Genomic DNA, 23706 nt, shown 5'->3' with positions numbered 1-23706 from the left:
CTCCCCTTGAAACCATATGGGCCAACCTTGTGGCCCTGAAGGTTTTGTTCGGCACCCGGTCCCGGACCGGGCGCCTGATCCAATTAGCTGGCGACGATGTTGACCAGTTTGCCAGGCACCACGATGACCTTGCGGATGGTCAGGCCTTCGGTGAAGCGCAGCACGTTCTCGTTGCTGCGCGCCGCGGCTTCGACTTCTTCACGGCTGGCGCTGGCCGGCATTTCGATCTGGCCGCGCAGCTTGCCGTTGACCTGGATGACCAGTTGCAGGCTGTCCTGAACCAGGGCGCTTTCGTCCAATACCGGCCAGCCTGCGTCGATCACCGGGTCGGCGTGACCCAGGCGATTCCACAGTTCGTGGCTGATGTGCGGGGTGATCGGCGCCAGCAGCAAGGTTACGGTTTCCAGACCTTCCTGAACCAGTGCGCGATCCTGCTCTGTACCTTGCGGGGCTTTTTCCAACACGTTCATCAGCGTCATCACCTGGGCGATGGCGGTGTTGAATTTGTGGTTCTGGCCCACGTCGTGGCTGGCCTGCTTGATGGCTTGGTGGATCGAGCGGCGAATGGCTTTCTGCTCGTCGTTCAGGCTGGCGATGTCCAGTGTGCCCGGCAGGCCCTGTGTGACATGTGCTTGAGCCAGGCGCCAGACGCGCTTGAGGAAACGGTGCGAGCCTTCAACGCCGGAGTCCGACCATTCGGCACTCATGTCAGGTGGCGAGGCGAACATCATGAACAGGCGGCAGGTGTCTGCGCCGAACTGGTCAATCATCGACTGTGGGTCGACGCCGTTGTTCTTCGACTTGGCCATCTTCTCGGTGCCGCCGATTTCCACCGGCAGGCCGTCCGCGATCAGCTTGGCGCTGATGACCTTGGCCTTGCTGTCGCGTTCGAGTTCGACGTCCGCCGGGTTGAACCAGGTGTAGGCACCGTTGGCTTCACGACGGTAGTAGGTCTCGGCGATCACCATGCCTTGGGTCAGCAGGTTCTTGAATGGCTCGTTGGAGCTCACCAGGCCTTCGTCACGCATCAGCTTGTGGAAGAAGCGCGCGTAGAGCAGGTGCAGGATGGCGTGTTCGATACCGCCGATGTACTGGTCCACCGGCAGCCAATGGTCGGCTGCCGATTTTTCCACCAGGCCGCCTTCATAGTGCGGCGAGGCGTAGCGGGCGTAGTACCACGACGATTCGACGAAGGTGTCCATGGTGTCGGTTTCACGCTTGGCCGGTGCGCCGCATTTCGGGCAACTGCACTCGTAGAACTCAGGCATGCGTGCCAGGGGCGAACCGGCGCCGTCCGGCACCACATCTTCCGGCAACACGACCGGCAATTGGTCTTCCGGCACCGGCACATCGCCGCAGCTGTCGCAGTGGATGATCGGGATCGGGCAGCCCCAGTAACGCTGACGGCTGATGCCCCAGTCCCGCAGGCGGAACTGGGTACGCGATTGGCCGAGGTTCTTCTTCAGCAGGGCCACTTCGATGGCGTCGAACGCGCCGGGGAAGTCCAGGCCGTTGAATTCGCCGGAGTTGATCAGTTCGCCGTGCTCGCCGTAAGCGTCCTGCCAAGGGGCAGGCGTCTCATCGCCGGCGCTGGTGCGCACCACGGCCTTGATCGGCAGGCCGTACTTGCTGGCGAATTCGAAGTCGCGCTCATCGTGGGCCGGCACTGCCATTACTGCGCCATCGCCATAGTGCATCAGCACGTAGTTGGCGACCCAGACCGGAAGCTTCTCGCCAGTCAGTGGGTGCTCGACGAACAGCGAGGTTGGCAGGCCTTTTTTCTCCTGGGTCGCCATGTCGGCTTCGGCAACGCTGCCGCCTTTGCATTCGGCAATGAACGCCTGCAGCTCGGGGTTGTTCTGTGCGGCCAGGGTGGCCAGCGGGTGTTCGGCCGCGACGGCGACGTAAGTCGCGCCCATCAGGGTGTCGGGACGGGTGGTAAAGACTTTCAGGGTGCCGGTTTCGCCGATCGACGCCTGATCGTAAGGGAACTGCACTTCCATGCCACGGGACTTGCCGATCCAGTTGCGTTGCATGGTCTTGACCTGCTCGGGCCAGCCCGGCAGCTCGTCGAGACTCTCCAGCAGCTCATCCGCGTAGGCGGTGATCTTGAAGTAGTACATCGGGATTTCGCGCTTTTCGATCAGCGCGCCGGAGCGCCAGCCGCGGCCATCGATCACCTGTTCGTTGGCCAGGACGGTCTGGTCGACCGGGTCCCAGTTCACGGTGCCGTTCTTACGGTAGATCACGCCTTTTTCGAACAGGCGGGTGAACAGCCACTGTTCCCAGCGGTAGTAGTCCGGCTTGCAGGTGGTGACCTCACGAGACCAGTCCACCGCCAGGCCCAGGCTGCGCAGTTGGGTCTTCATGTAGGCGATGTTTTCGTAGGTCCACTTGGCCGGTGCGACGTTATTCTTCATCGCGGCGTTTTCCGCCGGCATGCCGAAGGCGTCCCAACCCATGGGTTGCAGGACGTTTTTGCCTTGCATGCGCTGGTAGCGGGAAATCACGTCGCCGATGGTGTAGTTGCGCACGTGCCCCATGTGTAGCTTGCCGCTGGGGTAAGGGAACATCGATAGGCAGTAGTAAGTTTCCTTGCCTGGCTGTTCTCTGACTTCAAAGGACTTTTGCTCATCCCAGAACGACTGGGCGGCGGCTTCGATTTCACGGGGCTGATAGTGTTCGTGCATGGCTACTTTTGTACTGAATAGGGGTGGCCTAATCCTCTTCAACGCAACCTCGGGTAGTGATGGCGCCAAATACGGCGTTTTTCAGGGCCCGGTGGAGCTGGAAGTGGAGTTACAGGAAGCGCCGTAGCATACATGACCGCACTCTGCCGAGGGAAACCCTGATTGCTCGCGCGGGCCGTTGGTCGCGGCGGCGCGTCGCTTCCAGCTGTCCGACTAAGCTCAAAAAGGGGAGTGATTCTTATCTTCGATGAGGTGAACGGATGCTTGAGTCGCAGCGAAAAGTAACAGAACCGGAGGTGTATGAAAGGCTGCTGAATCGACTGGCTCTGGCCCTGGATGCGGCAAGAACTGCGGATCGACTGCGCAATGAACGGCCGGTCGAGTTGGAGCTGCGGGGGTTGAGCCCTGCTGAGTTCGAGTTGATCAGGGCCTACCTGGCCCGCAGTCAGCATGAAATGCAGGTCAATGTATCGGGCAGTCCGCAACACCAGGAAAGGCCCCGTTCGGCCAAGGTCATTTGGTTGAAGGATCAGGCGCCCCTCAGGGATTCGGTAAGCGTCCGGTCCCAGCAGTTCAAGTAGGTCCCGAGCCCTTCATTGGGTTGAGAGGTCGTTGCCGAGGACCTCGAAAGCGAAAGTGTCTGGCAGCGGTTGTTGCCGCATGGGTATCCCCTTTAGGCTTCGAGCATCTTTTGGAGATGCTCGATGCCTTTTCGTTATTTCATCAAACAGTTACTGCTGCCGCCCGGCATTCTCTTGCTGTTGCTTCTACTGGCCTGGAGTCTGCGTCGGTCCAGGCCTCGGCTGGCGCGATGGTGCTTTGTCCTGGGGTTGGGCGGCTTCTGGTTGATGAGCCTGCCGGTAATGGTGGAGTGGGGTGCCCGTGGGCTTGAGCGGTTGCCGCCCTTGCCACAGAGCCAATGGGCCAGCCTGGCAGAGCAGGCGGACGCGATCGTGGTCCTGGGTTCCGGCCGTGAGCGGGGTGATCCGGCTTGGGGTTCTGATCAGCCCACGGGCGTGGGGTTGGAGCGCGAGCGTTATGCCGCGCGGCTGGCCAAGGCTTCCGGGCTGCCCCTATTGACCAGCGGCGGCCTGCATTACGGTACGCCGCCCACCGAAGCTGCGCTGATGGCCGAATCGCTGCTCAATGACTTTGGCGTGAGCGTGCGCTGGCAGGAAGGTCGTAGCCGCACCACCTGGGAAAACGCCCAGTTCAGCGCCGAAGTCTTGCAGCCACTGGGTATCAAGCGCGTGGTGGTCGTGACCCAGGCCTGGCACATGCCACGTTCGGTCTGGAGTTTTGAGCGCGCAGGGTTTGTTGTGGTGCCGGCACCGGTAGGTTTTCTGGGCGTGGACAACGCCCGGCCGTTGGGAGGCTGGATGCCGGAGTTCAAGTCGATCTGGCAGAGCGGCCAGTTGCTGAACGAGGCGGTGGGTCAGTTAGGTTATCGCCTCTTTTATCGCTGATCACAGGGCCGACTCCAGTCGGAGCCGGCTTGCGGGCGAAGCTTTCTAAACGGTCTTGGCGATGCGGCTGGCCAACAAGGCCCAGCCAAACAGCAGGGCGCAGAGCACTGCCAGTGGCCATGAGCGCCACTGCAAGTAAGGTGTCAGGTTATGCATGGGCACCACTTCGCCATAGAGAATGCCCCGTTCGAACTGTGGAATCTGCACGGTGATCTTGCCGAACGGATCAATCAGCCCGGTGACTCCGTTGTTGGTGGCGCGGATCATCCAGCGTCCGGCTTCCAGAGCGCGCATCTGCGCCATCTGCAAATGCTGAAGAGGGCCGATGGAGGTGCCGAACCAGGTGTCGTTGCTGATGGTCAGCAGCAGGTCGCTGCGGGCCGAAAGACCGGCGGCGAACTCAGGGTAGACCACTTCGTAACAGATGAACGGCGCAATCTGATACCCCTTGGCTTGCAGTAACGGCTGGTCGGCCGGGCCGCGGGCAAAATCCGACATTGGCAGGTTGAAGAAGTCGATCAGGCCACGCAGCAGCTCCTGCAGGGGCACATACTCGCCAAAGGGCACCAGTTTTTGTTTCAGGTAGGTGCCATCGCCTTCGCCGGTCACGGTGATGCCGTTGAAGTAGCGTTTTTCATGGTGCACCAGTTGGCGCACCGGAACGCCGGTAATCAGTGCGGAATGACGGTCGGCGGCAAAGTTGCCCATCATCGTCAGGTAGCCCTCGGCGGACTCCTTGAGCACCGGAACCGCGGTTTCCGGCCAGACCAGCAGGTCTACCCGCTTGCTGCTGAAACTCATGTCGCGGTACAGAGCCAGTTGGGCATTGAGCTCGGCCGGGTCCCATTTCATGCTTTGTTCGATATTGCCCTGAATGGCGGCGACCGAAAGCGGATCACCCGAAGGGCTGGTCCAGGCGTGACCTTTGAGTGCCAGGCCAACTGCCCAGGGCGCAGCCAGCAGCAACAGGCCGGCGGCGATAAACCCCTTGCGTCCGGCCTTGATCAGGCGCGGCAGGTTGTAGAGCAATGCAGCGGTCAACGCCAGGGAGAAGGAAATCAGCCAGATGCCGCCCACAGGCGCGAGTCCGGCCAGGGGACCGTCGAGCTGGCTGTAGCCGGAGTAGAGCCAGGGGAAGCCGGTAAGGAACCAGCCGCGAAACGCTTCCTGCCCCAGCCACAGGGCAGCGAAAGCCAGAGCATCCGCCAGCGGTGCTTCGTTGCGCCGCAGCCAGCGGGCCCAGAGCCAGGCGGGCAGGGCAAAGAACCAGGCAATGGCGGCGATGAAGGCCAGCATCAGCACACCGGCGAGCAAAGCCGACGCGCCGCCGTAGGTGTGGATGCTGACGTAGATCCAACTGGTACCGGCGCCGAACAGGCCGAAGCCGAAGCACCAGCCACGGCCCAGGGCCTGGCGGGGCGTGAGCTCCCGCAGACCGGCATAGAACAGTCCTACCGCCAGCAGCGCCAGCGGCCAGATGTCATAGGGCGCCAAGGCCAGGGTGGTAATGGCGCCGGCTGCAACGGCCAGCAGGTTGCCGGGCCAGCCGGGTCGGGTTGAGCGCTGCAAGAGGCGTTTCATCAGCTCTTTCCTGTTTCGCGCCGGGCGGGGCACGAGGAGATGGGGTGGGTGGATTCAGATGAGCGGCGAATCCTGCAGCGCTGTTTGACAGTCCGCCCCCGAGATCTGTCGTCCCCAGGCCAGGTCGTTGGCCTGGGGACGATGATTCTGTGCGGGGGAGGGCTGATGCCCCTTGTCCCTAGCGGGAGATAGGGGTCAGGCGCAGCAGATGAATCCGCCGGCTGTCGGCGTTGAGCACGCGGAAGCGATAGGCGCCGATTTCAGTGATTTCGTTGCGTTTTGGCAAGTGGCCGAAAGCACTCATCACCAGGCCGCCCACGGTATCGAACTCGTCATCGGAGAAGTCGCTGTCGAAAAACTCGTTGAAGTTCTCGATCGGCGTCAGCGCCTTGATCAGGAAGTCACCGCTGGGAAGCGGTTTGATGTAGCTGTCTTCCTCGACGTCATGCTCGTCCTCGATGTCGCCGACGATCTGTTCCAGCACGTCTTCGATGGTCACCAGGCCTGCCACGCCGCCGTATTCGTCGATGACGATGGCCATGTGGTTGTGGTTGGCGCGGAACTCGCGCAGCAGCACATTCAGGCGCTTGGACTCGGGGACGAAGGTCGCCGGGCGCAGCAGGTCCTTGATGTTGAAGCTGTCGCCGTTCTCCTTGAGGATCAGCGGCAGCAGGTCCTTGGCCAGCAGGACGCCCATCACGTCGTCATGGCTTTCGCCGATCACCGGGTAGCGCGAGTGCGCCGAATCGATGACTGCAGGCAGGAACTCCCGGGGTGTCTGGGTCGCCTTGATGCTGATCATCTGCGAGCGCGGAACCATGATGTCCCGGACTTGCAGGTCAGCTACCTGGATGGCGCCTTCGACGATGGCCAGCGCTTCGCTGTCCAGCAATTTGTTCTGATGGGCTTCGCGCAGCAGCTCCAGCAGCTCCTGGCGGTTTTTCGGCTCATGGGCAAAAGCCTGGGTCAGTTTGCCCAGCCATGACTTTTGCCCGTTGCTCGATCGATCTTCGCTCATAGCGATTGCTCTGAATCCTTGGTTGTTACAGGTGGTTGTTGATCAGCTTTCGTCGTCTGCATACGGGTCGGGGTGACCCAGCTCAGCAAGCAACGTTCGTTCCAGTGCTTCCATTTCTTCGGCTTCGTCATCATCTATATGGTCGTAACCCAACAGATGCAAGCAGCCGTGAATGACCAGATGGGCCCAGTGGGCCTTAAGTTCCTTGCCTTGTTCGGCGGCCTCGCGTTCGACCACCGCAATGCAGATCACCAGGTCCCCCAGCAAGGGGATATCCAGCAGTTCATCCGGCACGTCGGCAGGAAAAGACAGCACATTGGTTGCGTAATCTTTGTGACGCCAGGTGTGATTCAGCTCACGGCCTTCGTCTTCATCCACCAGGCGGATGGTCAGTTCCGAATCGGCGGTGCGCTGGCGCAGAGCCAGCTCGCACCACTGGCGGAACTCTTCATCGCTGGGGGCCGGCTGCTGGCTGGCGCGTTGCAGGTCAAGCTCAAGCATCGCGGCGGTTGCCTCTGTCGGCTGAAGCCTTGGCGGCCTCGTCCTCGGCTCGCAGCTCGAAGCGTTCATAGGCTTCGACAATGCGTTGCACCAGTGGATGGCGCACCACGTCCTTGGGCATGAAGTGAGTGAAGCTGATGCCGGGTACATCCTTGAGCACGTTGATCACTTGGGCCAGGCCCGACTTGGTGCCTTTGGGCAGGTCGACCTGGGTGATGTCGCCGGTGATCACTGCAGTGGAGCCGAAACCGATTCGGGTGAGGAACATTTTCATCTGTTCCACGGTGGTGTTCTGGCTTTCGTCGAGGATGATGAAGCTGTTGTTCAGGGTCCGGCCGCGCATGTAGGCCAGGGGCGCGATCTCGATGACCTGACGCTCGATCAGCTTGGCCACCTGTTCGAAACCGAGCATTTCATACAGCGCGTCATACAGCGGGCGCAGGTACGGGTCGATTTTTTGTGCCAGATCGCCGGGCAGGAAACCGAGCTTCTCGCCCGCTTCCACGGCTGGCCGCACCAACAGGATGCGCCGCACTTGCTCGCGCTCCAGGGCATCTACGGCGCAAGCCACCGCGAGGTAGGTCTTGCCGGTACCGGCCGGGCCAATGCCGAAGTTGATGTCATTGCCGAGGATTTCTTTGACATAGCGCTGCTGATTCAGGCCGCGAGGGCGAATCATGCCTTTCTTGGTGCGCAGGGCTATGGCGGCATCGGCCACCGATGGGTTGTCCAACTCTTCCACGGCGGATTCCTGGAGGAACAGGTGTACCAGGTCCGGCGATAGCTCGGTGCCCTTGGTTTCCCGGTAGAGACGGCGCAGAAGATTTTCCGCGGAGGTGGTGTGCTTGGGTTCGCCAATCAGCTCGAACTGATTGCCGCGGTTGCGGATCTCGATCATCAGGCGCTGTTCGATCAAGCGCAAATGCTCGTCGAATTGCCCGCACAGATTGGCGAAGCGGCGAGCCTCGAAGGGCTCGAGGATGAAACGATGAGGTTCTATGGGTGCGTTCAAGGTCGTTTTTTAGCCGCCCAACGGCAATTAAGATGAATTCAAGGATAACGCCAGCGGCCTGGGTGCGAAAGCTCTTATGCGGTGCAATGGCCGGTGATGCTTTCTTTGTAGGAGCCGGCTTGCCGGCGAAGGTGCTCTTGAAGGTTTCTTCGCCGGCAAGCCAGCTCCTGCACAAGCCCGCTCCTACACAAGTCAGTGCTTACGATAACAGCGAGCCGCGTAGCGAATGGGGCTGAGCCGAATCGATGTGCACGTCGGCGAACTGGCCGATCAGTGTGGGATTGTCGCAACGGAAGTTGACGATTCGGTTGTTCTCGGTACGGCCCTGCAATTCGCCAGGGTCTTTCTTGGAGTAATCGGTGACCAGAATGCGTTGGGTCGAGCCGACCATTTGTCGGCTGATCTCGAATCCTTGCTGGTTCAGGCGATGCTGCAGTGCGTTCAGGCGCTCCTTCTTCAGCGCTTCGGGTGTGTCGTCGGCGAGGTCTGCAGCCGGGGTACCTGGGCGCTGGCTGTAGATAAAGGAGTAGGAGAAGTCGAAGCCTATGTCCTCGATCAGCTTCATGGTCTGCTGGAAGTCTTTCTCCGTCTCGCCGGGGAAACCGACGATAAAGTCCGAACTGATGCAGATTCCCGGGACTGCCGCCCGTAGCTTGCGCAGCTTGGACTTGTATTCCAAAGCTGTGTGGTTGCGTTTCATCGCCGCCAGAATGCGGTCCGAGCCCGATTGCACCGGCAGGTGCAGGTGTTTCACCAGCTCTGGTACTTCGGCATGAGCCTGGATCAGGCTGTCGGAGAACTCCAGAGGGTGCGAGGTGGTGTAGCGAATTCGTTCGATACCATCGACAGCGGCCACTACGCGGATCAACTCGGCCAGGTCCGCCATGCGCCCGTCGTGGGTCTGACCCCGGTAGCCGTTGACGTTCTGGCCCAGCAAGGTGACTTCACGCACACCGTTTTCCGCCAGGTGGATGATCTCGGCGATCACGTCGTCAAATGGCCGGCTGACTTCTTCGCCGCGGGTGTAAGGCACTACGCAGAACGTGCAGTACTTGCTGCAGCCTTCCATCACCGACACATAGGCGCTGGGGCCGTCGATGCGCGGCTCGGGCAGGTGGTCGAACTTTTCGATTTCCGGGAATGAAACATCCACTTGCGGCAGTTTGGTGGCGCGAGCGACGTCGATCATTTCCGGCAGGCGGTGCAGCGTCTGCGGGCCGAAGACCACGTCCACGTAGGGCGCTCGATCACGGATGGCCGCGCCTTCCTGACTGGCCACGCAGCCACCGACGGCGATCACCATGTCCGGGTTGGCCAGCTTCAGCTCGCGCCAGCGCCCCAGTTGCGAGTACACCCGGTCCTGGGCGCGCTCGCGAATGGAGCAGGTGTTGAGCAGGATGACGTCAGCGTCTTCGGCGCGGGCGGTGACTTCCAGGGCCTGATGTTCACCCAGCAGGTCCACCATGCGCGAGCTGTCGTACTCGTTCATCTGGCAACCGTGGGTTTCGATGTAAAGCTTCTTGGCCATGGACCTCGGTCTCACGTGATTCAAAGAACCGCGCATTATAGGGGCCATACCTACAGGTTCCTAGCGTTGTGCATCGGGTAGCTATGCTATAGTTCGCGCCCTATTTTTATCCCCCGATGTGTTGCCCGCCCACCATGACCAAACGTGAAGCCCCAATCTATAAGGTGATTTTTCTCAACCAGGGCCAGGTGTTCGAAATGTACGCCAAGCAGATCTATCAAAGTGATCTGTGGGGTTTTCTGGAAGTGGAAGAGTTCGTCTTTGGCGAGCGCACGCAAGTGGTCGTCGATCCGAGCGAAGAAAAACTCAAGGCTCAATTCGAGGGCGTTGTGCGCAGTTTTGTGCCGATGCATTCGATTGTGCGCATCGACGAAGTGGAGCGCCTGGGCACACCGAAGATCAGCGAGGCCCGCGGCGTAAGCAACGTCATGCCGTTTCCCATGCCAATGCCCGAAAAGTAAGCCTGGTTTGCGTAGGCGCCAGTTTGCCGGTGAGTGACGCGAAGGTGTTACGGCAGGGGCGAGAAAGGCGAACGCCCATCGGCGCTTTGCAGTTCCATCAGGTATTTACGGAAGATCTGCCCCAGCACTTGGGTCGCAACTTCCAGTTCGTCACGCTGCATGTGCTCGGCGACTTCGTCGGCGGTGTCCAGGGCGTCTTCGGCACCGTTGACCGCAGCCATCTTCAGCACGATGTAGGCTTGAACGTTGTTGGCCGGCACGCCTTCGCCGTGGAAGAACATGGTGCCGAGCTTGAACTGCGCCTGGGCATGGCCTTGCAACGAGGCCTTTTCGAAATAGCTCAGGGCTTGATTGAGGTCCTGCGGCGCGCCTTTACCCTCGTAGTAGAACTCACCCAACTCGTATTGCGCCTGTGCGTCCCCTTCATCGGCGGCTTTCTGGCACGCGGCTAGCGCCTCGGCCTGTTCCTGTGCCTGGGGATCGAGGGTGCAGCGACCCATCGCTGGGATCAACAACGAGTTGCCGCCTGCTTGTGCGTGCGCGAGCAGGGGCTGAAGGAGCAACAGGCAGCCCAATGTCAGGGCGCGGCCGGTGCGGTTCATGGGAATCGACTTACCTCTGAGGGGCGCGCGGACCCGGCGAGGGGGTCCAATAAGCGCGCATTATGAAATAAGCAGGGCCAACCTTACAAAGTCTTTACTCGTTTTTCTGCTGCGTGGCCGCGATATCCGCTGGTTTGCCGCGTATTTCCCCCTTTGCCAAGGGAAAGTTCGAGTAAAGCACGAAGCTGGCATGGTTGATCACCATGCCAGCCATGTAGCGCTTATTTCAGGGCGGCAAATGCGCGCTCTGCGGCATCCAGGGTCAGTTGCAGCTCAGTCTCTCCGTGGGCGATCGAGGTGAAACCGGCCTCAAAGGCACTTGGCGCCAGGTATACACCGCCTTCCAGCATCAGGTGGAAGAAGCGCTTGAACAGGTTGGCATCGCTGGCCATCACATCGTCAAAGGTGACGATATCGTCGGCGCCACTGAAGTACAGGCCGAACATGCCGCCCGCCTGAGTGGTGACGAACGGAATGCCCGCGGCATCGGCGCGTTGCTGCAAGCCTTCGAGCAGGCGGCTGGTGTAGTCGCTCAGTTCGGCGTGGAAGCCCGGGCGGCTGATCAGGCGCAGGGTGGTCAGGCCGGCAGCCATGGCCAGCGGGTTACCGGACAGGGTGCCGGCCTGGTAGACCGGACCCAGGGGCGCAATGTGTTCCATGATCTTGCGTTTGCCGCCGAAGCAGCCCACCGGCATGCCGCCGCCGATGATCTTGCCGAAGGTGGACAGGTCTGGAGTCACGCCGTAATGGGCCTGGGCGCCGCCTAAAGCGACACGAAAGCCGGTCATCACTTCGTCGAAGATCAGCACTACGCCGTGTTGGTCGCAAAGAGTGCGCAGCCCCTCGAGGAAGCCCGGCGCCGGCGGCACACAGTTCATGTTGCCGGCCACAGGCTCGACGATGATGCAGGCCACTTCCTGGCCCACTTCCGCCAGCATTTTTTCCACTGCAGCGATGTCGTTGAAGGGCAGGGTCAGCGTGTGTTTGGCGAAAGCTGCAGGTACACCGGCAGAGCTGGGTACGCCTTGAGTCAGGGCGCCGGAACCGGCCTTGACCAGCAGACTGTCGGAATGTCCGTGGTAGCAGCCTTCGAACTTGATGATGCTGTCGCGGCCGGTAAAGCCACGGGCCAGGCGAATCGCGCTCATGGTGGCTTCAGTGCCGGAGCTGACCATGCGCACCATTTCCATGGAGGGAACGATGGAGCACACCAGATCGGCCATTTCGGTTTCCATGGCAGTCGGAGCGCCGTAGGACAGGCCATGCTCCAGCTGCTTGCGTACCGCGTCCAGCACGTCCGGGTGACTGTGGCCGAGAATCATCGGGCCCCAGGACCCGACATAGTCGACATAGCGCTTGTCGTCTTCGTCAGTGACGTAGGCACCTTCGGCGTGCTTGAAGAACAGCGGGGTGCCGCCCACGCTCTTGAAGGCGCGGACCGGCGAGTTGACGCCACCAGGGATGTGTTTCTGGGCGTCGGCAAACAGGGTTTCGGAACGGGACATGATCGGGCTCTCAAAAAATCAGCTGTTGAATAGGGCGTTGAAGGCGCGGGCGCGACGGGTCACTTCGTCGACGCTATCGGCGCCGAACAGGCCGTGAACCACCGCCAGCAGGTCGGCGCCGTGGTTCACCAGGGGGGCGGCATTTTCCAGGGTGATGCCGCCAATCACGCAGATCGGCAGATGCAGGCTGGCCCGGGCCTGATCCAGCAACTCCAGGCTGGCCGTGGGCGCGCCGGGTTTGGTGGTGGAATTGAAAAAGCGGCCGAAGGCGACATAGCTGGCGCCCTCCTTGGCCGCTTGCTCGGCCAGTGGCAATTGGTCGTGGCAGGTCGAACCGATAATGGCCTGGCGCCCCAGCAGGGCCCGGGCCGGCGTCAGGGGACCGTCGCTCTGGCCCAGATGCACGCCGGCACCGATGCGTGCCGCCAGCTCGGCGTCATCGTTGATGATCAGGCGGGTCTTGTAGCGTTCGCACAGGGTCAGCAGGGTTTCGGCTTCCCGCAGACGGCGGGCCTGGTCGTCGCTCTTATCGCGGTACTGCAACAGGGTGACGCCGCCTTCCAGCGCCGCCTCCACGTACTTCAGGAACTTGCCGGCCAACAGCTGGCTGTCGGTGATGGCGTACAGACCACGTAGTTTCATTGAGCGGGCCTCATGACATTACGAGCAGAAATCCAACGGCAAGCGGCGCGGGACAAACTGGCCGCGGCCCAGTTGCTCGGCGTCGCGCAGGGTGCGCCAGGTGTAGTCCAGGGCCGACTTTACGGCGCTGGCCAGACGTTCGCCTTGGGCCAGACGTCCGGCCAGGGCACTGGCCAGGGTGCAGCCGGAGCCGTGGTAGCTGCCCGGCAGGCGCTGGCAGGTGTAGGTCTCGCGCAGGCCGTCACGGCTGTACAGGCGATTGTGCACTTCGTGTTCATCGCCATGGCCGCCGGTGATCAGCAGGTGCTTGACGAACGGCAGGAGTTTTTCGGCGCATTGGTCGGCGCTGCCTTCGGGCAGTTCCGCAAGAATTCGGGCTTCGGGAAGGTTGGGAGTGGCAATGGTGGCCAGGGGCAGCAGGCGTTCGCGCATGGCGTAGCCCACTTCATCCTTGCCCAGACGGCCACCGCCGCCGGCGCGCAGCACCGGGTCGCACACCAGGGGCAGGTGTGGGTGCGCCTGCAGCAGTTCGACCACGGTGTCGACCATCTCCAGGGAGCCCAGCATGCCCAGCTTGACCGCGGCGACAGTGGAGTCGTTGAGCACGGCATTGGCCTGGGCCAATACCCACTCGCGATCCAGAACGCGGAAATCGCTGACGTTGACCGTGTCTTGCACGGTCAGGGCGGTGACAGCCGGAGCTGCGTGACAACCCTGAGCCAGCAGGGCTTCGATATCTGCCTGCAAGCCGGCGCCACCACTGGGGTCGTGGCCGGAGAGACAGAGGACAACGGGGCGAGAGCTGTAGATATTCATGGGCGGCGAGCTTACCACCAAACGCTTTTTTTCGCGGCGCCTGGTGCGCAATGGAAGTTGTCGCTTTGCCGTGTTCGATCTTCTTGACCGATGCAACAGCTCTAGCTCGCTGGATTGCGCTGAAAGGCCCGTTCTAGAGCCTTTAGACTAAAATTTTCAATGGTGTTCATTGGCCATCAACGGCTATGCTAGAGTGCATTCAAACCAATAACAGGTCATGCCGGTCTTGCGTCTGCTCAAGGGAAATGGGGGACTTCCTGACACCACCGGACAAGCCACGCTGGGGCTTTAATGCGCTATTTGCTGATGTTGCTGTTGAGCTTGCCGATGCTGGCTGGCGCCGTCGAGTTCGACGAGTTCACTCAACGCTTGCCTTTGGGCCGAGTGATGCAAGTATTCGAAGACGCGGGTAGCGAAGCAACAATTGCCGATGTCAGTTCGGGGCCCTTGGCTGAGCACTTCAAACCCCACGATAAAGATACCCTCAATGCCGGTTACTCACGTTCGGCCTTCTGGCTGAAGATCGACCTTCAATACCGCCCCGGCAATCCCACGGCGCAGCGCAACTGGTTGCTGGAACTGGCCTATCCGCCCCTGGACCACCTGGATCTGTACGTCCCCGATGAAGCCGGTGGCTTTCGTCTGGCGGAGCGCACCGGCGATGCCTTGCCATTCGACAGCCGACAGATTCGCCAGAACAATTACCTGTTCAACCTGAATTTCTCCCCCCATGAGCACAAGACTGTCTATTTGCGCCTGGCCAGTGAAGGTTCGATCCAGGCGCCGCTGAGCCTCTGGTCCAACACGGCCTACCTCGAGGCGCAGCCAGTGCGGCTCTACGTGCTGGGGCTGATCTACGGGGTGTTGCTGGGCATGCTGGTGTACAACCTGTTCATCTATCTCAGCGTGCGTGACACCAGCTACCTCTACTACATCGTCTACATCGCTTCGTTCGGTCTTTATCAACTGTCGGTCAATGGTGCCGCAGTGGAGTACTTCTGGCCCAACAGTCCGTGGTGGGCCAATGCGGCGACGCCATTCTTCATCGGCGCCGCGGGGCTGTTCGGCAGTCAGTTCGCCCGCAGTTTCCTGCAGACCTCCCGGCACAGTCCCTGGGTTGACCGGGTGCTGCTGGCGCTGATGGCGTTCGGCGCAGTGGTCATGGCCTTGTCACTGATGACCAGCTACGCCCTGGCCTTGCGCCTGGCAACCACCTTGGCGCTGCTGTTTACCGTGGTGATTTATGTGGCGGGGATCGTCGCCTGGTGTCGCGGATTGCGGGTGGCGCGTTATTTCATCATTGCCTGGTCGGCCTTTCTGTTCGGTGGGGTGATCAACACCTTGATGGTGCTGGGTTACCTGCCGAACGTATTCCTGACCATGTACGCCAGCCAGATCGGCTCGGCGATCGAGGTAGCGCTGCTATCCCTGGCCCTGGCCGACCGGATCAACTCGATGCGTGAGCAACAAGCCCAGACGCTGCTTGAGGCCGGGCAGAAGCTTGAAGTGCTGAACCAGCAACTGGCTCACAGTAACCGTCTCAAGGATGAGTTCCTGGCTACCCTGACCCACGAGTTGCGTACGCCGATGAACGGTGTCATCGGCTCGCTTGAGCTGATGCAGACCCTGGAACTGGACCCGGAGATGGAGCAGTACCAGCAGACCGCCGCCGGCTCGGCACGGGACATGATGCGCATGGTCAACGGCATCCTCACGTTGACCGAACTGCAAGCCGGCAAGCTCAGCGCCCAGCGCCAGCCGTTCAGCCTGCGTTCGATGCTCAGTGCACTGCAAACCCAGTTCGGCGCCAGCGCGGCGGCCAAGTCCCTGTCCTTTCAGGTCGACCTCAGTGCCGGGCTGCCCGACCGCTTGCAGGGAGATCGCTGCAAGCTAAGCCATTGCCTGGAGTGCCTGCTGGAGAATGCCGTCAAGTTCACCCATTCCGGCGGCGTGGTGTTGCGGGTGGTCACCCGGTCTGTTTCGGCCGAGCGGGTGAGCCTGAGCTTTGAGGTGATCGACAGCGGGATAGGTTTTGTCAATCTGGACGAGGCGACGCTGTACCAGCGTTTCTTCCAGCTCGACGGTTCCATGACGCGTGAATACGGCGGATTGGGCATCGGCCTGGCGATCTGCCGGCAATTGGTGGACTTGCTGGGCGGGCAGTTGACCCATGAGTCCACGCCTGGACAGGGCAGTTGTTTCCGCTTGCTGGTGGAGTTCGATGTCCAGGAACCCACTCCTCGGGCGCCGACAGCCCTTCATCGGCGTGCGCCCCAGGACTGTACCGTGCTGCTGATGGACGATAACGACGTCGATCAACTGGTGGTGCGGGGCATGTTGCTCAAGCTGGGGTACCGAGTTCGTACCGTCGGCAGTCCCACCGATGCGCTGCAACTGCTGGGGCGTGAACTTGTCAGCGCGGTGCTGATCGATGGCCAGATCACTGCAGCGCAACTGGGGGCATTTCGTCTTCAGGCCCAGGCAATGCCCGGATACGCCCACCTGCCCATCTTGCTGGCCTGCGCTCCTGGTACTGAAGGTTGTGCAGCGACAGCAGGGGCCGACTGCCTGGGCAAACCGGTGAAATTCGAGGCACTGCAAGCGGTGCTGTTGAAGCGGGTACTTTGTGTTGAGCAAGGCGAAAGTGCCGATATTTAGGCTGATATGCCACTTTGTTCGGGGTAGAGCGGGTGCTTAACTGGGGTCTTGGCACACCCTGAAGGAGTCCCGCAATGAACCTCCACCAGTTCGCTGAAACTCACGAAGTCACCAACCAGCCGCCCGCCCTGGACGGCGCCAACCTCTATCGGATCGACCTGCCGTTGCAGCAGTGGATGCGGCGCTTCGATGCCGGCTGGGCCGAATCCCGGGTCGATGCCTATGGCGCCCTGGCGGGTGGTCCGCTGATGGAGGCGGGGTTCCTGGCCAATCAGAACAAACCGGTTTTTTCCAGTCACGACCGCTTTGGTCACCGGATCGACCTGGTGGAGTTTCATCCGGCGTATCACCAGTTGATGCAGGCGGCCATCGAGGGCGGGCTGACCTCACTGCCCTGGACCGACCCACAAGCGGGGGCTCATGTAGCCCGCGCCGCCATGACCTATCTGCACAGTCAGGCCGAGGCGGGCAGCGGTTGCCCGTTGACCATGACGTTTGCCTGCGTGCCGGCGCTGAAACTGCAGCCGGACATCGCCGAGCAGTGGCTGCCGAAGATCCTCGCCACTCAATACGACCCGCGTAATGTTGGCATGCAGCACAAGACCGGGCTGACGATTGGCATGGCCATGACCGAGAAGCAGGGCGGGACCGATGTTCGTGCCAATACCACCCGAGCCTATCCGGTGGGAGCCCCGGGACCGGGGCAGGCTTATGAATTGGTGGGGCACAAGTGGTTCTGCTCGGCGCCGATGTGCGATGCCTTCCTGACCCTGGCCCAGACCGACAAGGGCCTGACTTGTTTCCTCCTGCCCCGTCATCGTCCGGATGACAGCCGCAACCAGTTCTATATCCAGCGCTTGAAGAACAAGCTGGGCAACCTCTCCAATGCTTCCAGCGAAGTGGAGTTCCGTGGCGCTCTGGCCTGGATGATCGGTGACGAGGGGCGCGGCGTACCCACCATTATCGAAATGGTCGCCATGACTCGCTTTGACTGCATGGTCGGCTCCAGCTCGCTGATGCGCCAGGCCTTGACCCAGGCCAGCCATCATTGTGCCCATCGCCGCGTCGGCGGGCGGGTGCTCAGTGAGCAACCGCTGATGCAGAACGTGCTGGCTGACCTGGCCTTGGAAAGCGAAGCGGCCCTGGCCTTGAGCATGCGCATGGGACGAGCCCTGGATCATCAGGACGATGCCCAGGAAGCGAAGTTCTCTCGGCTAGTGACGGCAGTGGGCAAGTATTGGATCTGCAAGCGCGCCCCGGCCATGATCAACGAGGCCGCCGAATGCATGGGAGGCGCCGGATATGTCGAAGACAGCATCCTGCCGCGGCTGTACCGCGAGGCGCCGGTGAACTCCACCTGGGAAGGCTCAGGCAACGTGCAATGCCTGGACGTGCTGCGGGCCTTGTCGAAAGAGCCCGGGGTACTCGATGTATTGTTTGCCGAGCTGGGGGACGGGCATGGCGAGCAGCGTCTGGCGGCGCATATTGCGGCGCTCAAGGACAGCTTCAGGGACACCGGCGACATCCAGTACCGCGCCCGCCAACTGACCGAGGACATTGCCTTGAGCCTGCAGGCCAAGCTCCTGCTTGAGGCCGGTAACGAGGTGGTCAGCGATGCCTTTATCGCCAGTCGTCTTGGAGGGCAGAGCGGTCGGGTCTACGGTACCTTGCCCCGCGGGCTGGACGTAGCCGCCATTGTTGCCCGCTCCACGCCTCAAGGCTTCTGACCTTTCGTAGCAGCCGGCTTGTCGGCGAAGAGGCGTTGTCGCCATGGCCAGCGCCGACACGCCGGCTCCTATAACTCCGCTGTTCCCGTGGGGCGGTGTTGCAGGCAAGATGAACGCCTGCAAGATCAGAACACAGGATGCTTACCGTGACCGAAGCTTTTATTGTCGTTCAAACCGCCGAGCAAGCCGTGGATCGGCTTGCTGCTTTGCATGAGCGGGCCACTACGGCGCTGAGCCAGGCGCTCAAGCGTTACCTCAAGGACCGGGTCGAGCCGGATGCTGAGCAAAGAGCGCTGTTTCGCTATCCCGAATTGCGCCTGACCTACCTCTGCCATGGCGAAGTTCCGCAGACCACCCGGGCTTATGCCAAGGTGCAACTGCCGGGCACCTACAGCGTCACCGTCACTCATCCCGCGGCCTTCCGTAATTACCTGCTCGAGCAACTGGTGCCTTTGATGCATGACTTCACCGTCACGGTGGAAGTGGGTGTCAGCGAGCAGAACATTCCTTATCCCTATGTGGTGGAACAGGGCGACGAACTGGCCGGTTCCGGCGTAACCGCGGCGGCCCTGGCCCGGGTATTTCCTAGCACCGACCTGTCGGCTGCCACCGACGGTATCGCCGACGGTCTCTACGACTGGGAAAACACTCACCCGCTGCCTTTGGCGCTGTTTGATGCGGCGCGGGTCGATTTCTCTTTGCGGCGCCTGGTGCATTACACCGGCAGCGACTGGCGTCATGTGCAGCCGTGGATCCTGCTGACCAACTATCACCGTTACGTCGACCAGTTCATCGTCCATGGTCTGGAGCAACTGCGCAGTGATCCGCGTTTTGTGCGCATGGTCCTGCCGGGCAACGTGATCATTGAAAAAAGCATGGATCACGGCGAGGCTTCGGCAATCGCCGCCGGTGTTGTCTGGCATCGCTACCAGATGCCGGCCTATCACCTGCAGGCCAGCGATGGCCACGGTGTGACCCTGGTGAATATCGGCGTCGGCCCCTCCAATGCCAAGAACATCACCGACCACTTGGCGGTGCTGCGCCCTCATTGCTGGTTGATGATTGGCCACTGCGGTGGACTGCGGCAGTCCCAGACCATCGGCGATTACGTCCTGGCTCACGCCTACATGCGGCGTGACGGCATTCTTGATCGCGTGGTGCCGCCGAACATTCCGATTCCGGCCCTGGCCGAGGTCCAGCTGGCGTTGCAGCAAGCGGCGGCCAATGTCACCGGGGAGAAGGGCGAGCAACTGAAGAAGCGCCTGCGCACCGGCACCGTCCTGACTTACGACGACCGCAACTGGGAGCTGCGCTGGGCCGAGGAACGTCCGTTCATCAACCTGTCCCGGGCCGTGGCGGTGGACATGGAAAGCGGCACTATCGCGGCCCAGGGCTATCGCCTGCGGGTGCCTTACGGCACCTTGCTGTGTGTCTCGGACAAACCCCTGCACAGTGAGATCAAGTTGCCGGGGGCGGCCAATGCCTTCTACGAGCGGGCGGTCAGCCAGCATTTGAAGATCGGTATCGAAGCCGTGGACCTGATGCGCAGTGAGCTCAACTCCCTGCACTCGCGCAAACTGCGCAGCTTCGACGAGCCGCCTTTCCGCTAAGCGTTTAATCCATGGTCATTTGGCGATCAGGCCACTAGCATTGTCGGTCCTGATCGCTGAATGTTCCTGATCCCATGTCCCGTCCGTCCCGTCCTGCTTCCCGTCGCCCTGGCGCGAAGCCGTTTTCCGTTTCTCCCTCCAAGCGCGTGGCCAAGGCGCCACCGGCCGAGCCGAAGCTGATCCTGTTCAACAAGCCTTTCGACGTGCTGACCCAGTTCAGCGATGGCGAGGGACGGGCGACGCTCAAGGATTTCATCGCCATTCCCGGGGTCTACCCGGCCGGGCGCCTGGACCGCGACAGCGAAGGGTTGCTGCTGTTGACCAATGACGGGCAGTTGCAGGCGCGGATCGCCGATCCCAAGCACAAGTTGGCCAAGACCTATTGGGTACAGGTCGAAGGCGAACCCAGCGCTGAGCAGTTACAGCGCTTGCGTGACGGCGTGGAGTTGAACGACGGCATGACCTTGCCGGCCGAGGCGCGACGGCTGGAAGAGCCAGAGCTGTGGCCGCGCAATCCGCCAGTGCGCTTTCGCAAGAGCGTGCCCACCCATTGGCTGGAGTTGGTGATTCGTGAAGGGCGCAATCGCCAGGTGCGGCGCATGACCGCCGCCGTCGGCCTGCCGACCTTGCGGCTGGTGCGGGTCAGGATTGGCGACTGGACCCTGGATGGCCTGGATCAGGGCCAGTGGAAGGAAGTTCCGGCGCGCTTATAGAGCGCCGGATTCGATCAGGCCGATCACCACGCTCTTGATGATGAAGGCGGCCACGCCCAGGCCCAGCACGAAGAACAGGATAAAGGAGCCGAAGCGTCCGGCCTTGGACTTCTTGGCCAGGTCCCAGACGATGAAACCCATGAATATGATCAGGATGCTGACCAGACCGGTCATCATCCACTCTTCGAATACTGCTGGGTCCATCGATCATCTCCATTGCAGGCAGGTCAAAAAATGCCGGGCGAGTATACGCCAAGGGGCACTTGCCGAGCATTGATCTGCCTGCGTTACGTCGCCACAGCCGCTATTCAGCTGCGCAGGTGGGTCAGGGGCAGTTCGGTGCTGTTGAGTACCTGATTGAGCACGAAACTGGAGCGCACACTGGTCACGCCGTCGATGCGAGTCAGGTGGCCGAGCAGCAACTTCTGATAGTGATCCATGTCCGGCACCACCACCTTGAGCTGGTAGTCGGCGTCCACACCGGTCACCAGGCTGCATTCCAGTACCTGGGGCAGGCTGCGGATGGCCGCTTCGAAGTTCTCGAAGCGTTCCGGCGTGTGCCGGTCCATGCCGATCAATACGTAGGCGGTCAGGCTCAGGCCGAGCATCTTGCGGTCCAGCAGGGCGACCTGGCGGGAAATATAACCGTCGTCTTCCAGTTGCTTGACCCGGCGCGAGCAGGGCGAGGGCGACAGACCGATGCGCTCGGCCAGTTCCTGGTTGGAGATGCGGGCATCGCGTTGCAATTCCGCCAAAATACTCAGGTCATAGCGGTCGAGTTTGCTCATCAATCAGGCCTTTGTCATAAGTATTGCGTTGAATTATCTATCTTGAGTTAAAAATTGCGCAAGAGGTGTTTTTGCAAGCAATCTTCGCAATCCGCTGTCGCCGACCCAAGCCTATTCTTATCACCAGAATCACTGCCCGGACATAGAGTCCACTGCGGCCCGCCGAATCAGGCCTGCCGCGGCCGCCAACCCCACAGGGTTGATCCGGCCCCCGGGCTACACCCTGTCCAGAAGACGGAGTGAGGTGAGCCGGCGCCACAAGCGTCGAGCACGGACAAAATCTCAAAGGGTGGCCGACGGGCCGCCCTTTTTTATTGCCTGCGAAATAAGTCTCGTGACTGATAATCTGCTGCAGAACCGCCCCGGGCTTTTTCAGTCTTAGGTACAGGCCCCAATCCGCAGTGAGGAATAGCATGAAGTCGCGCATCTGGCGTTTGGCAGGTGTTGGTGTGTTGTGCGTGAGCGTCAGCGCGCAAGTGCTCGCCGATGAGCGGGACGATAGACGCCCACCCCAGCAGGGAGCGCCTTCGGGCGGGCCGCGTGAGCATGCCCCCGAAGGGCGTGGAGAGGGCCATCAGGGCCGCTCGGCGAACTTGCCTGAACGTGCACAACCTGCCCCGCAGCAGCCGCGTCCGCAGAATGAGATCATTCGTGGCGATAACAGCCGGCAGTTCGAACACAACGGCCAGAATCCGGGTGGGCAGTGGCAGAACCGTCCCCAGCATGATCCCAATCAGCAGGGGCGACCGGCTCCTCAGCAGCCGCAGCCGGCGCCAGGGCTGCCCATCCAGAGCCGGCCCGATACCGTGCGCCAGACCCAGGAGCCCCAGCGCGGCTATTACCAGGACATTCCCCGGCGCAACGATTACAACCAGCATTGGCAGGCCGGTGGTCCAGGCTCGCGTCCCGACCATGGTCGCCCCAACGACTATCGCTGGCCGGGCCGTCCCGACGGGCATGGCAACGGCTGGGGGCCAGGCCCGCAATATCGCCCCGGCTACGTGATTGACCGTTTCCCCGAGCGCAATTACCGGGTGCCGTACCGTGGTCAGGATTACTTTTTCTCGGGGGGCTACTGGTATCGCCCACAAGGTCCGCGTTATGTAGTGGTGCGCCCGCCTTATGGGATTCGAGTGGCCTACCTGCCCGACTATGCCCGGGAAGTCTGGATCGGCAGCGCACTGTTCTTCCTCGCTGCCGGGGCCTACTACACCTATGAAGCCAACACCCAGCAGTATGTCGTGGTAGAGCCGCCGGTAGCGGCGCCGCCCACTCAGCCCAGTGGCAATGGCTATGACGTGCTGGCGTACCCGGTCAACGGCCAGTCGCCACAGCAGATCGATCAGGATCGCTACGACTGCTATCGCTGGGCGGTGCAGCAGAGTGGCTTCGATCCGGCCAGCGCAACCTATCAGCCGGCCCCGCAAGTGGTGCAGGCCTACCGTCAGGCCCAGGGCAACTGCCTGAGCTCGCGGGGTTACCAGGTCACTTACTGAGCCCTGGCGGCCTCGACCACTTCCTGCGGATCGGCGTGTACCAGCACCTCGGCCCGTGGATAGGCCTGGTGGATCGCGTCGGCGGCCTGATCGCTGATGGCGTGGGCCACCGACAGGCTCAGGTCGCCGGGCAGTTCCAGATGCAGTTGGACGAACCAGTGGCTGCCGGAAATCCGCGTGCGCAAGTCATGGGCGCCCAGCACGCCGGGCACACTGCAGGCCAGTTCCAGCATGTGTTGGCTGACATCGGCGGGCAGTTCCTCGTCCATCAGCACCGAGAAACTTTCCCGGGCGATCTGGATCGCGCTCCAGAGAATGTAGACGGCGATCCCCAGGCCGAACCAGGCATCCACCTGATGCCAGCCGAAGGCCGCTAGTACCAGGGCCAGGAGGATGCTGCCATTGAGCAGCAGGTCGGAGCGGTAGTGCAGGGAGTCGGCCCGTACCGCGTTGGAGCCGGTTTCGCGGATCACCCGATGTTGCAGGATCAATAGCGCCATGGTCAGCACCAACGACAGCCCGATCACCCCGATGCTCAGCCAGGGCGCGCCTACCGGTTCCGGGTGCTGCAGGCGTTCGAACGCCTGAAAGGCAATCAGCACTGCACTACCGGCGATGAACAGCGCCTGGGCCATGCCCGCCAGGGACTCCGCCTTGCCGTGGCCGTAGCGGTGATCATCATCGGCCGGGCGCAGGGCGTAATGCACCGCCAACAGATTGAGCAGCGAGGTGAAGCCGTCGAGCACCGAGTCGGTCAGCCCCGCCAGCATGCTCACCGAGCCACTGAGCCACCAGGCGATGGCCTTGGTCACAATCAGGATGCCTGCCACCGTAACCGAGGCGCGGGTGGCCAGGCGCAGGAGGCGAGCGTGTTCCGGGTTGCCAATCATCG

General features: G+C 61.6%; 21 protein-coding genes. 8 read left to right on the top strand and 13 right to left on the bottom strand.

The window, feature by feature from the left end; all coding sequences use genetic code 11:
- Positions 1 to 83: 83 nt before the first annotated feature.
- Positions 84 to 2690 (bottom strand): leucine--tRNA ligase, encoded by a 2607-nt coding sequence (leuS, locus tag LOY69_RS26360; RefSeq protein ID WP_213665083.1) that lies wholly within the window; start codon positions 2688 to 2690, stop codon positions 84 to 86.
- A 260-nt stretch (positions 2691 to 2950) separates the two neighbouring features.
- On the opposite strand from leuS, the gene LOY69_RS26355 reads away from it, so the two are divergent.
- The gene (locus LOY69_RS26355; RefSeq protein ID WP_102865358.1) at positions 2951 to 3271 is read left to right on the top strand and encodes a hypothetical protein; all 321 of its coding nucleotides are present in this window, start codon (positions 2951 to 2953) and stop codon (positions 3269 to 3271) included.
- 123 nt (positions 3272 to 3394) lie between these two features.
- On the top strand, positions 3395 to 4156 hold the full coding sequence (locus LOY69_RS26350; RefSeq protein WP_102865359.1) for a YdcF family protein: 762 nt from the start codon (positions 3395 to 3397) through the stop codon (positions 4154 to 4156).
- A gap of 45 nt (positions 4157 to 4201) precedes the next feature.
- Here the strand turns inward: LOY69_RS26350 and lnt are convergent, their stop codons facing one another.
- The 5 genes from lnt to miaB all read right to left on the bottom strand — a co-directional run bounded on the left by lnt (position 4202) and on the right by miaB (position 9796).
- Positions 4202 to 5725: an apolipoprotein N-acyltransferase gene (gene lnt / locus LOY69_RS26345; RefSeq protein ID WP_102882407.1), complete on the bottom strand. Its 1524-nt coding sequence runs from the start codon at positions 5723 to 5725 to the stop codon at positions 4202 to 4204.
- A 190-nt stretch (positions 5726 to 5915) separates the two neighbouring features.
- Positions 5916 to 6755, bottom strand: a complete 840-nt coding sequence (locus tag LOY69_RS26340; protein WP_011063653.1) for an HlyC/CorC family transporter — start codon at positions 6753 to 6755, stop codon at positions 5916 to 5918.
- 42 nt (positions 6756 to 6797) lie between these two features.
- Complete coding sequence (gene ybeY / locus LOY69_RS26335) at positions 6798 to 7256, bottom strand: rRNA maturation RNase YbeY (RefSeq protein ID WP_102865360.1); 459 nt, start codon at positions 7254 to 7256, stop codon at positions 6798 to 6800.
- Entirely contained in the window at positions 7249 to 8268 is a 1020-nt protein-coding gene (locus tag LOY69_RS26330; RefSeq protein WP_102865361.1) for a PhoH family protein, read from the bottom strand. Before LOY69_RS26330 ends, ybeY begins: the two co-directional genes overlap by 8 nt.
- 199 nt (positions 8269 to 8467) lie before the next feature.
- Positions 8468 to 9796: a tRNA (N6-isopentenyl adenosine(37)-C2)-methylthiotransferase MiaB gene (gene miaB, locus LOY69_RS26325; RefSeq protein WP_265073809.1), complete on the bottom strand. Its 1329-nt coding sequence runs from the start codon at positions 9794 to 9796 to the stop codon at positions 8468 to 8470.
- 134 nt (positions 9797 to 9930) lie between these two features.
- Here miaB and LOY69_RS26320 point away from each other — a divergent pair, with 134 nt between their 5' ends.
- Positions 9931 to 10257, top strand: coding sequence for a DUF1820 family protein (locus LOY69_RS26320; protein ID WP_007927079.1), 327 nt, complete (start codon positions 9931 to 9933; stop codon positions 10255 to 10257).
- Positions 10258 to 10304: 47 nt separating this feature from the next.
- Here LOY69_RS26320 and LOY69_RS26315 read toward each other — a convergent pair whose 3' ends face one another.
- The 4 genes from LOY69_RS26315 to LOY69_RS26300 all read right to left on the bottom strand — a co-directional run bounded on the left by LOY69_RS26315 (position 10305) and on the right by LOY69_RS26300 (position 13822).
- Entirely contained in the window at positions 10305 to 10859 is a 555-nt protein-coding gene (locus tag LOY69_RS26315; protein ID WP_102865363.1) for a tetratricopeptide repeat protein, read from the bottom strand.
- Between the two features lie 221 nt (positions 10860 to 11080).
- The gene (gene hemL, locus LOY69_RS26310; RefSeq protein ID WP_102865364.1) at positions 11081 to 12364 is read right to left on the bottom strand and encodes a glutamate-1-semialdehyde 2,1-aminomutase; all 1284 of its coding nucleotides are present in this window, start codon (positions 12362 to 12364) and stop codon (positions 11081 to 11083) included.
- Positions 12365 to 12382: 18 nt separating this feature from the next.
- A complete protein-coding gene (gene thiE / locus LOY69_RS26305; protein ID WP_265073808.1) occupies positions 12383 to 13006 on the bottom strand; it encodes a thiamine phosphate synthase in 624 nt (207 codons plus the stop codon).
- 18 nt (positions 13007 to 13024) lie between these two features.
- Entirely contained in the window at positions 13025 to 13822 is a 798-nt protein-coding gene (locus LOY69_RS26300; RefSeq protein WP_265073807.1) for a hydroxymethylpyrimidine/phosphomethylpyrimidine kinase, read from the bottom strand.
- A 291-nt stretch (positions 13823 to 14113) separates the two neighbouring features.
- On the opposite strand from LOY69_RS26300, the gene LOY69_RS26295 reads away from it, so the two are divergent.
- From LOY69_RS26295 to LOY69_RS26280, 4 genes are all read left to right on the top strand, one after another.
- Positions 14114 to 16480, top strand: coding sequence for a hybrid sensor histidine kinase/response regulator (locus tag LOY69_RS26295; RefSeq protein ID WP_170002110.1), 2367 nt, complete (start codon positions 14114 to 14116; stop codon positions 16478 to 16480).
- Between the two features lie 74 nt (positions 16481 to 16554).
- Positions 16555 to 18207, top strand: a complete 1653-nt coding sequence (locus LOY69_RS26290) for an acyl-CoA dehydrogenase family protein (protein WP_265073806.1) — start codon at positions 16555 to 16557, stop codon at positions 18205 to 18207.
- A 137-nt stretch (positions 18208 to 18344) separates the two neighbouring features.
- Positions 18345 to 19817, top strand: coding sequence for an AMP nucleosidase (gene amn, locus LOY69_RS26285; protein WP_181430847.1), 1473 nt, complete (start codon positions 18345 to 18347; stop codon positions 19815 to 19817).
- A 146-nt stretch (positions 19818 to 19963) separates the two neighbouring features.
- A complete protein-coding gene (locus LOY69_RS26280; RefSeq protein ID WP_162884158.1) occupies positions 19964 to 20530 on the top strand; it encodes a pseudouridine synthase in 567 nt (188 codons plus the stop codon).
- Here LOY69_RS26280 and LOY69_RS26275 read toward each other — a convergent pair.
- Positions 20525 to 20734: a DUF2788 domain-containing protein gene (locus tag LOY69_RS26275; protein ID WP_003228500.1), complete on the bottom strand. Its 210-nt coding sequence runs from the start codon at positions 20732 to 20734 to the stop codon at positions 20525 to 20527. The two genes, LOY69_RS26280 and LOY69_RS26275, sit on opposite strands and share 6 nt — an antisense overlap.
- 104 nt (positions 20735 to 20838) lie before the next feature.
- Positions 20839 to 21318 (bottom strand): Lrp/AsnC family transcriptional regulator, encoded by a 480-nt coding sequence (locus tag LOY69_RS26270; protein WP_102865370.1) that lies wholly within the window; start codon positions 21316 to 21318, stop codon positions 20839 to 20841.
- Positions 21319 to 21731: 413 nt separating this feature from the next.
- Here LOY69_RS26270 and LOY69_RS26265 point away from each other — a divergent pair, with 413 nt between their 5' ends.
- The gene (locus LOY69_RS26265; RefSeq protein WP_265073805.1) at positions 21732 to 22814 is read left to right on the top strand and encodes a DUF6515 family protein; all 1083 of its coding nucleotides are present in this window, start codon (positions 21732 to 21734) and stop codon (positions 22812 to 22814) included.
- On the opposite strand, the gene LOY69_RS26260 is transcribed toward LOY69_RS26265, so the two are convergent.
- The gene (locus LOY69_RS26260) at positions 22808 to 23704 is read right to left on the bottom strand and encodes a cation diffusion facilitator family transporter (RefSeq protein ID WP_123390350.1); all 897 of its coding nucleotides are present in this window, start codon (positions 23702 to 23704) and stop codon (positions 22808 to 22810) included. The two genes, LOY69_RS26265 and LOY69_RS26260, sit on opposite strands and share 7 nt — an antisense overlap.
- Positions 23705 to 23706: the final 2 nt, after the last annotated feature.

This window comes from Pseudomonas sp. B21-059 (genome assembly GCF_026016285.1).
Taxonomy (GTDB): domain Bacteria; phylum Pseudomonadota; class Gammaproteobacteria; order Pseudomonadales; family Pseudomonadaceae; genus Aquipseudomonas; species Aquipseudomonas danubii.
The sequence above is the reverse complement of the archived record's forward strand: the minus strand, read 5'-3'. Positions and strand labels throughout refer to the sequence as shown.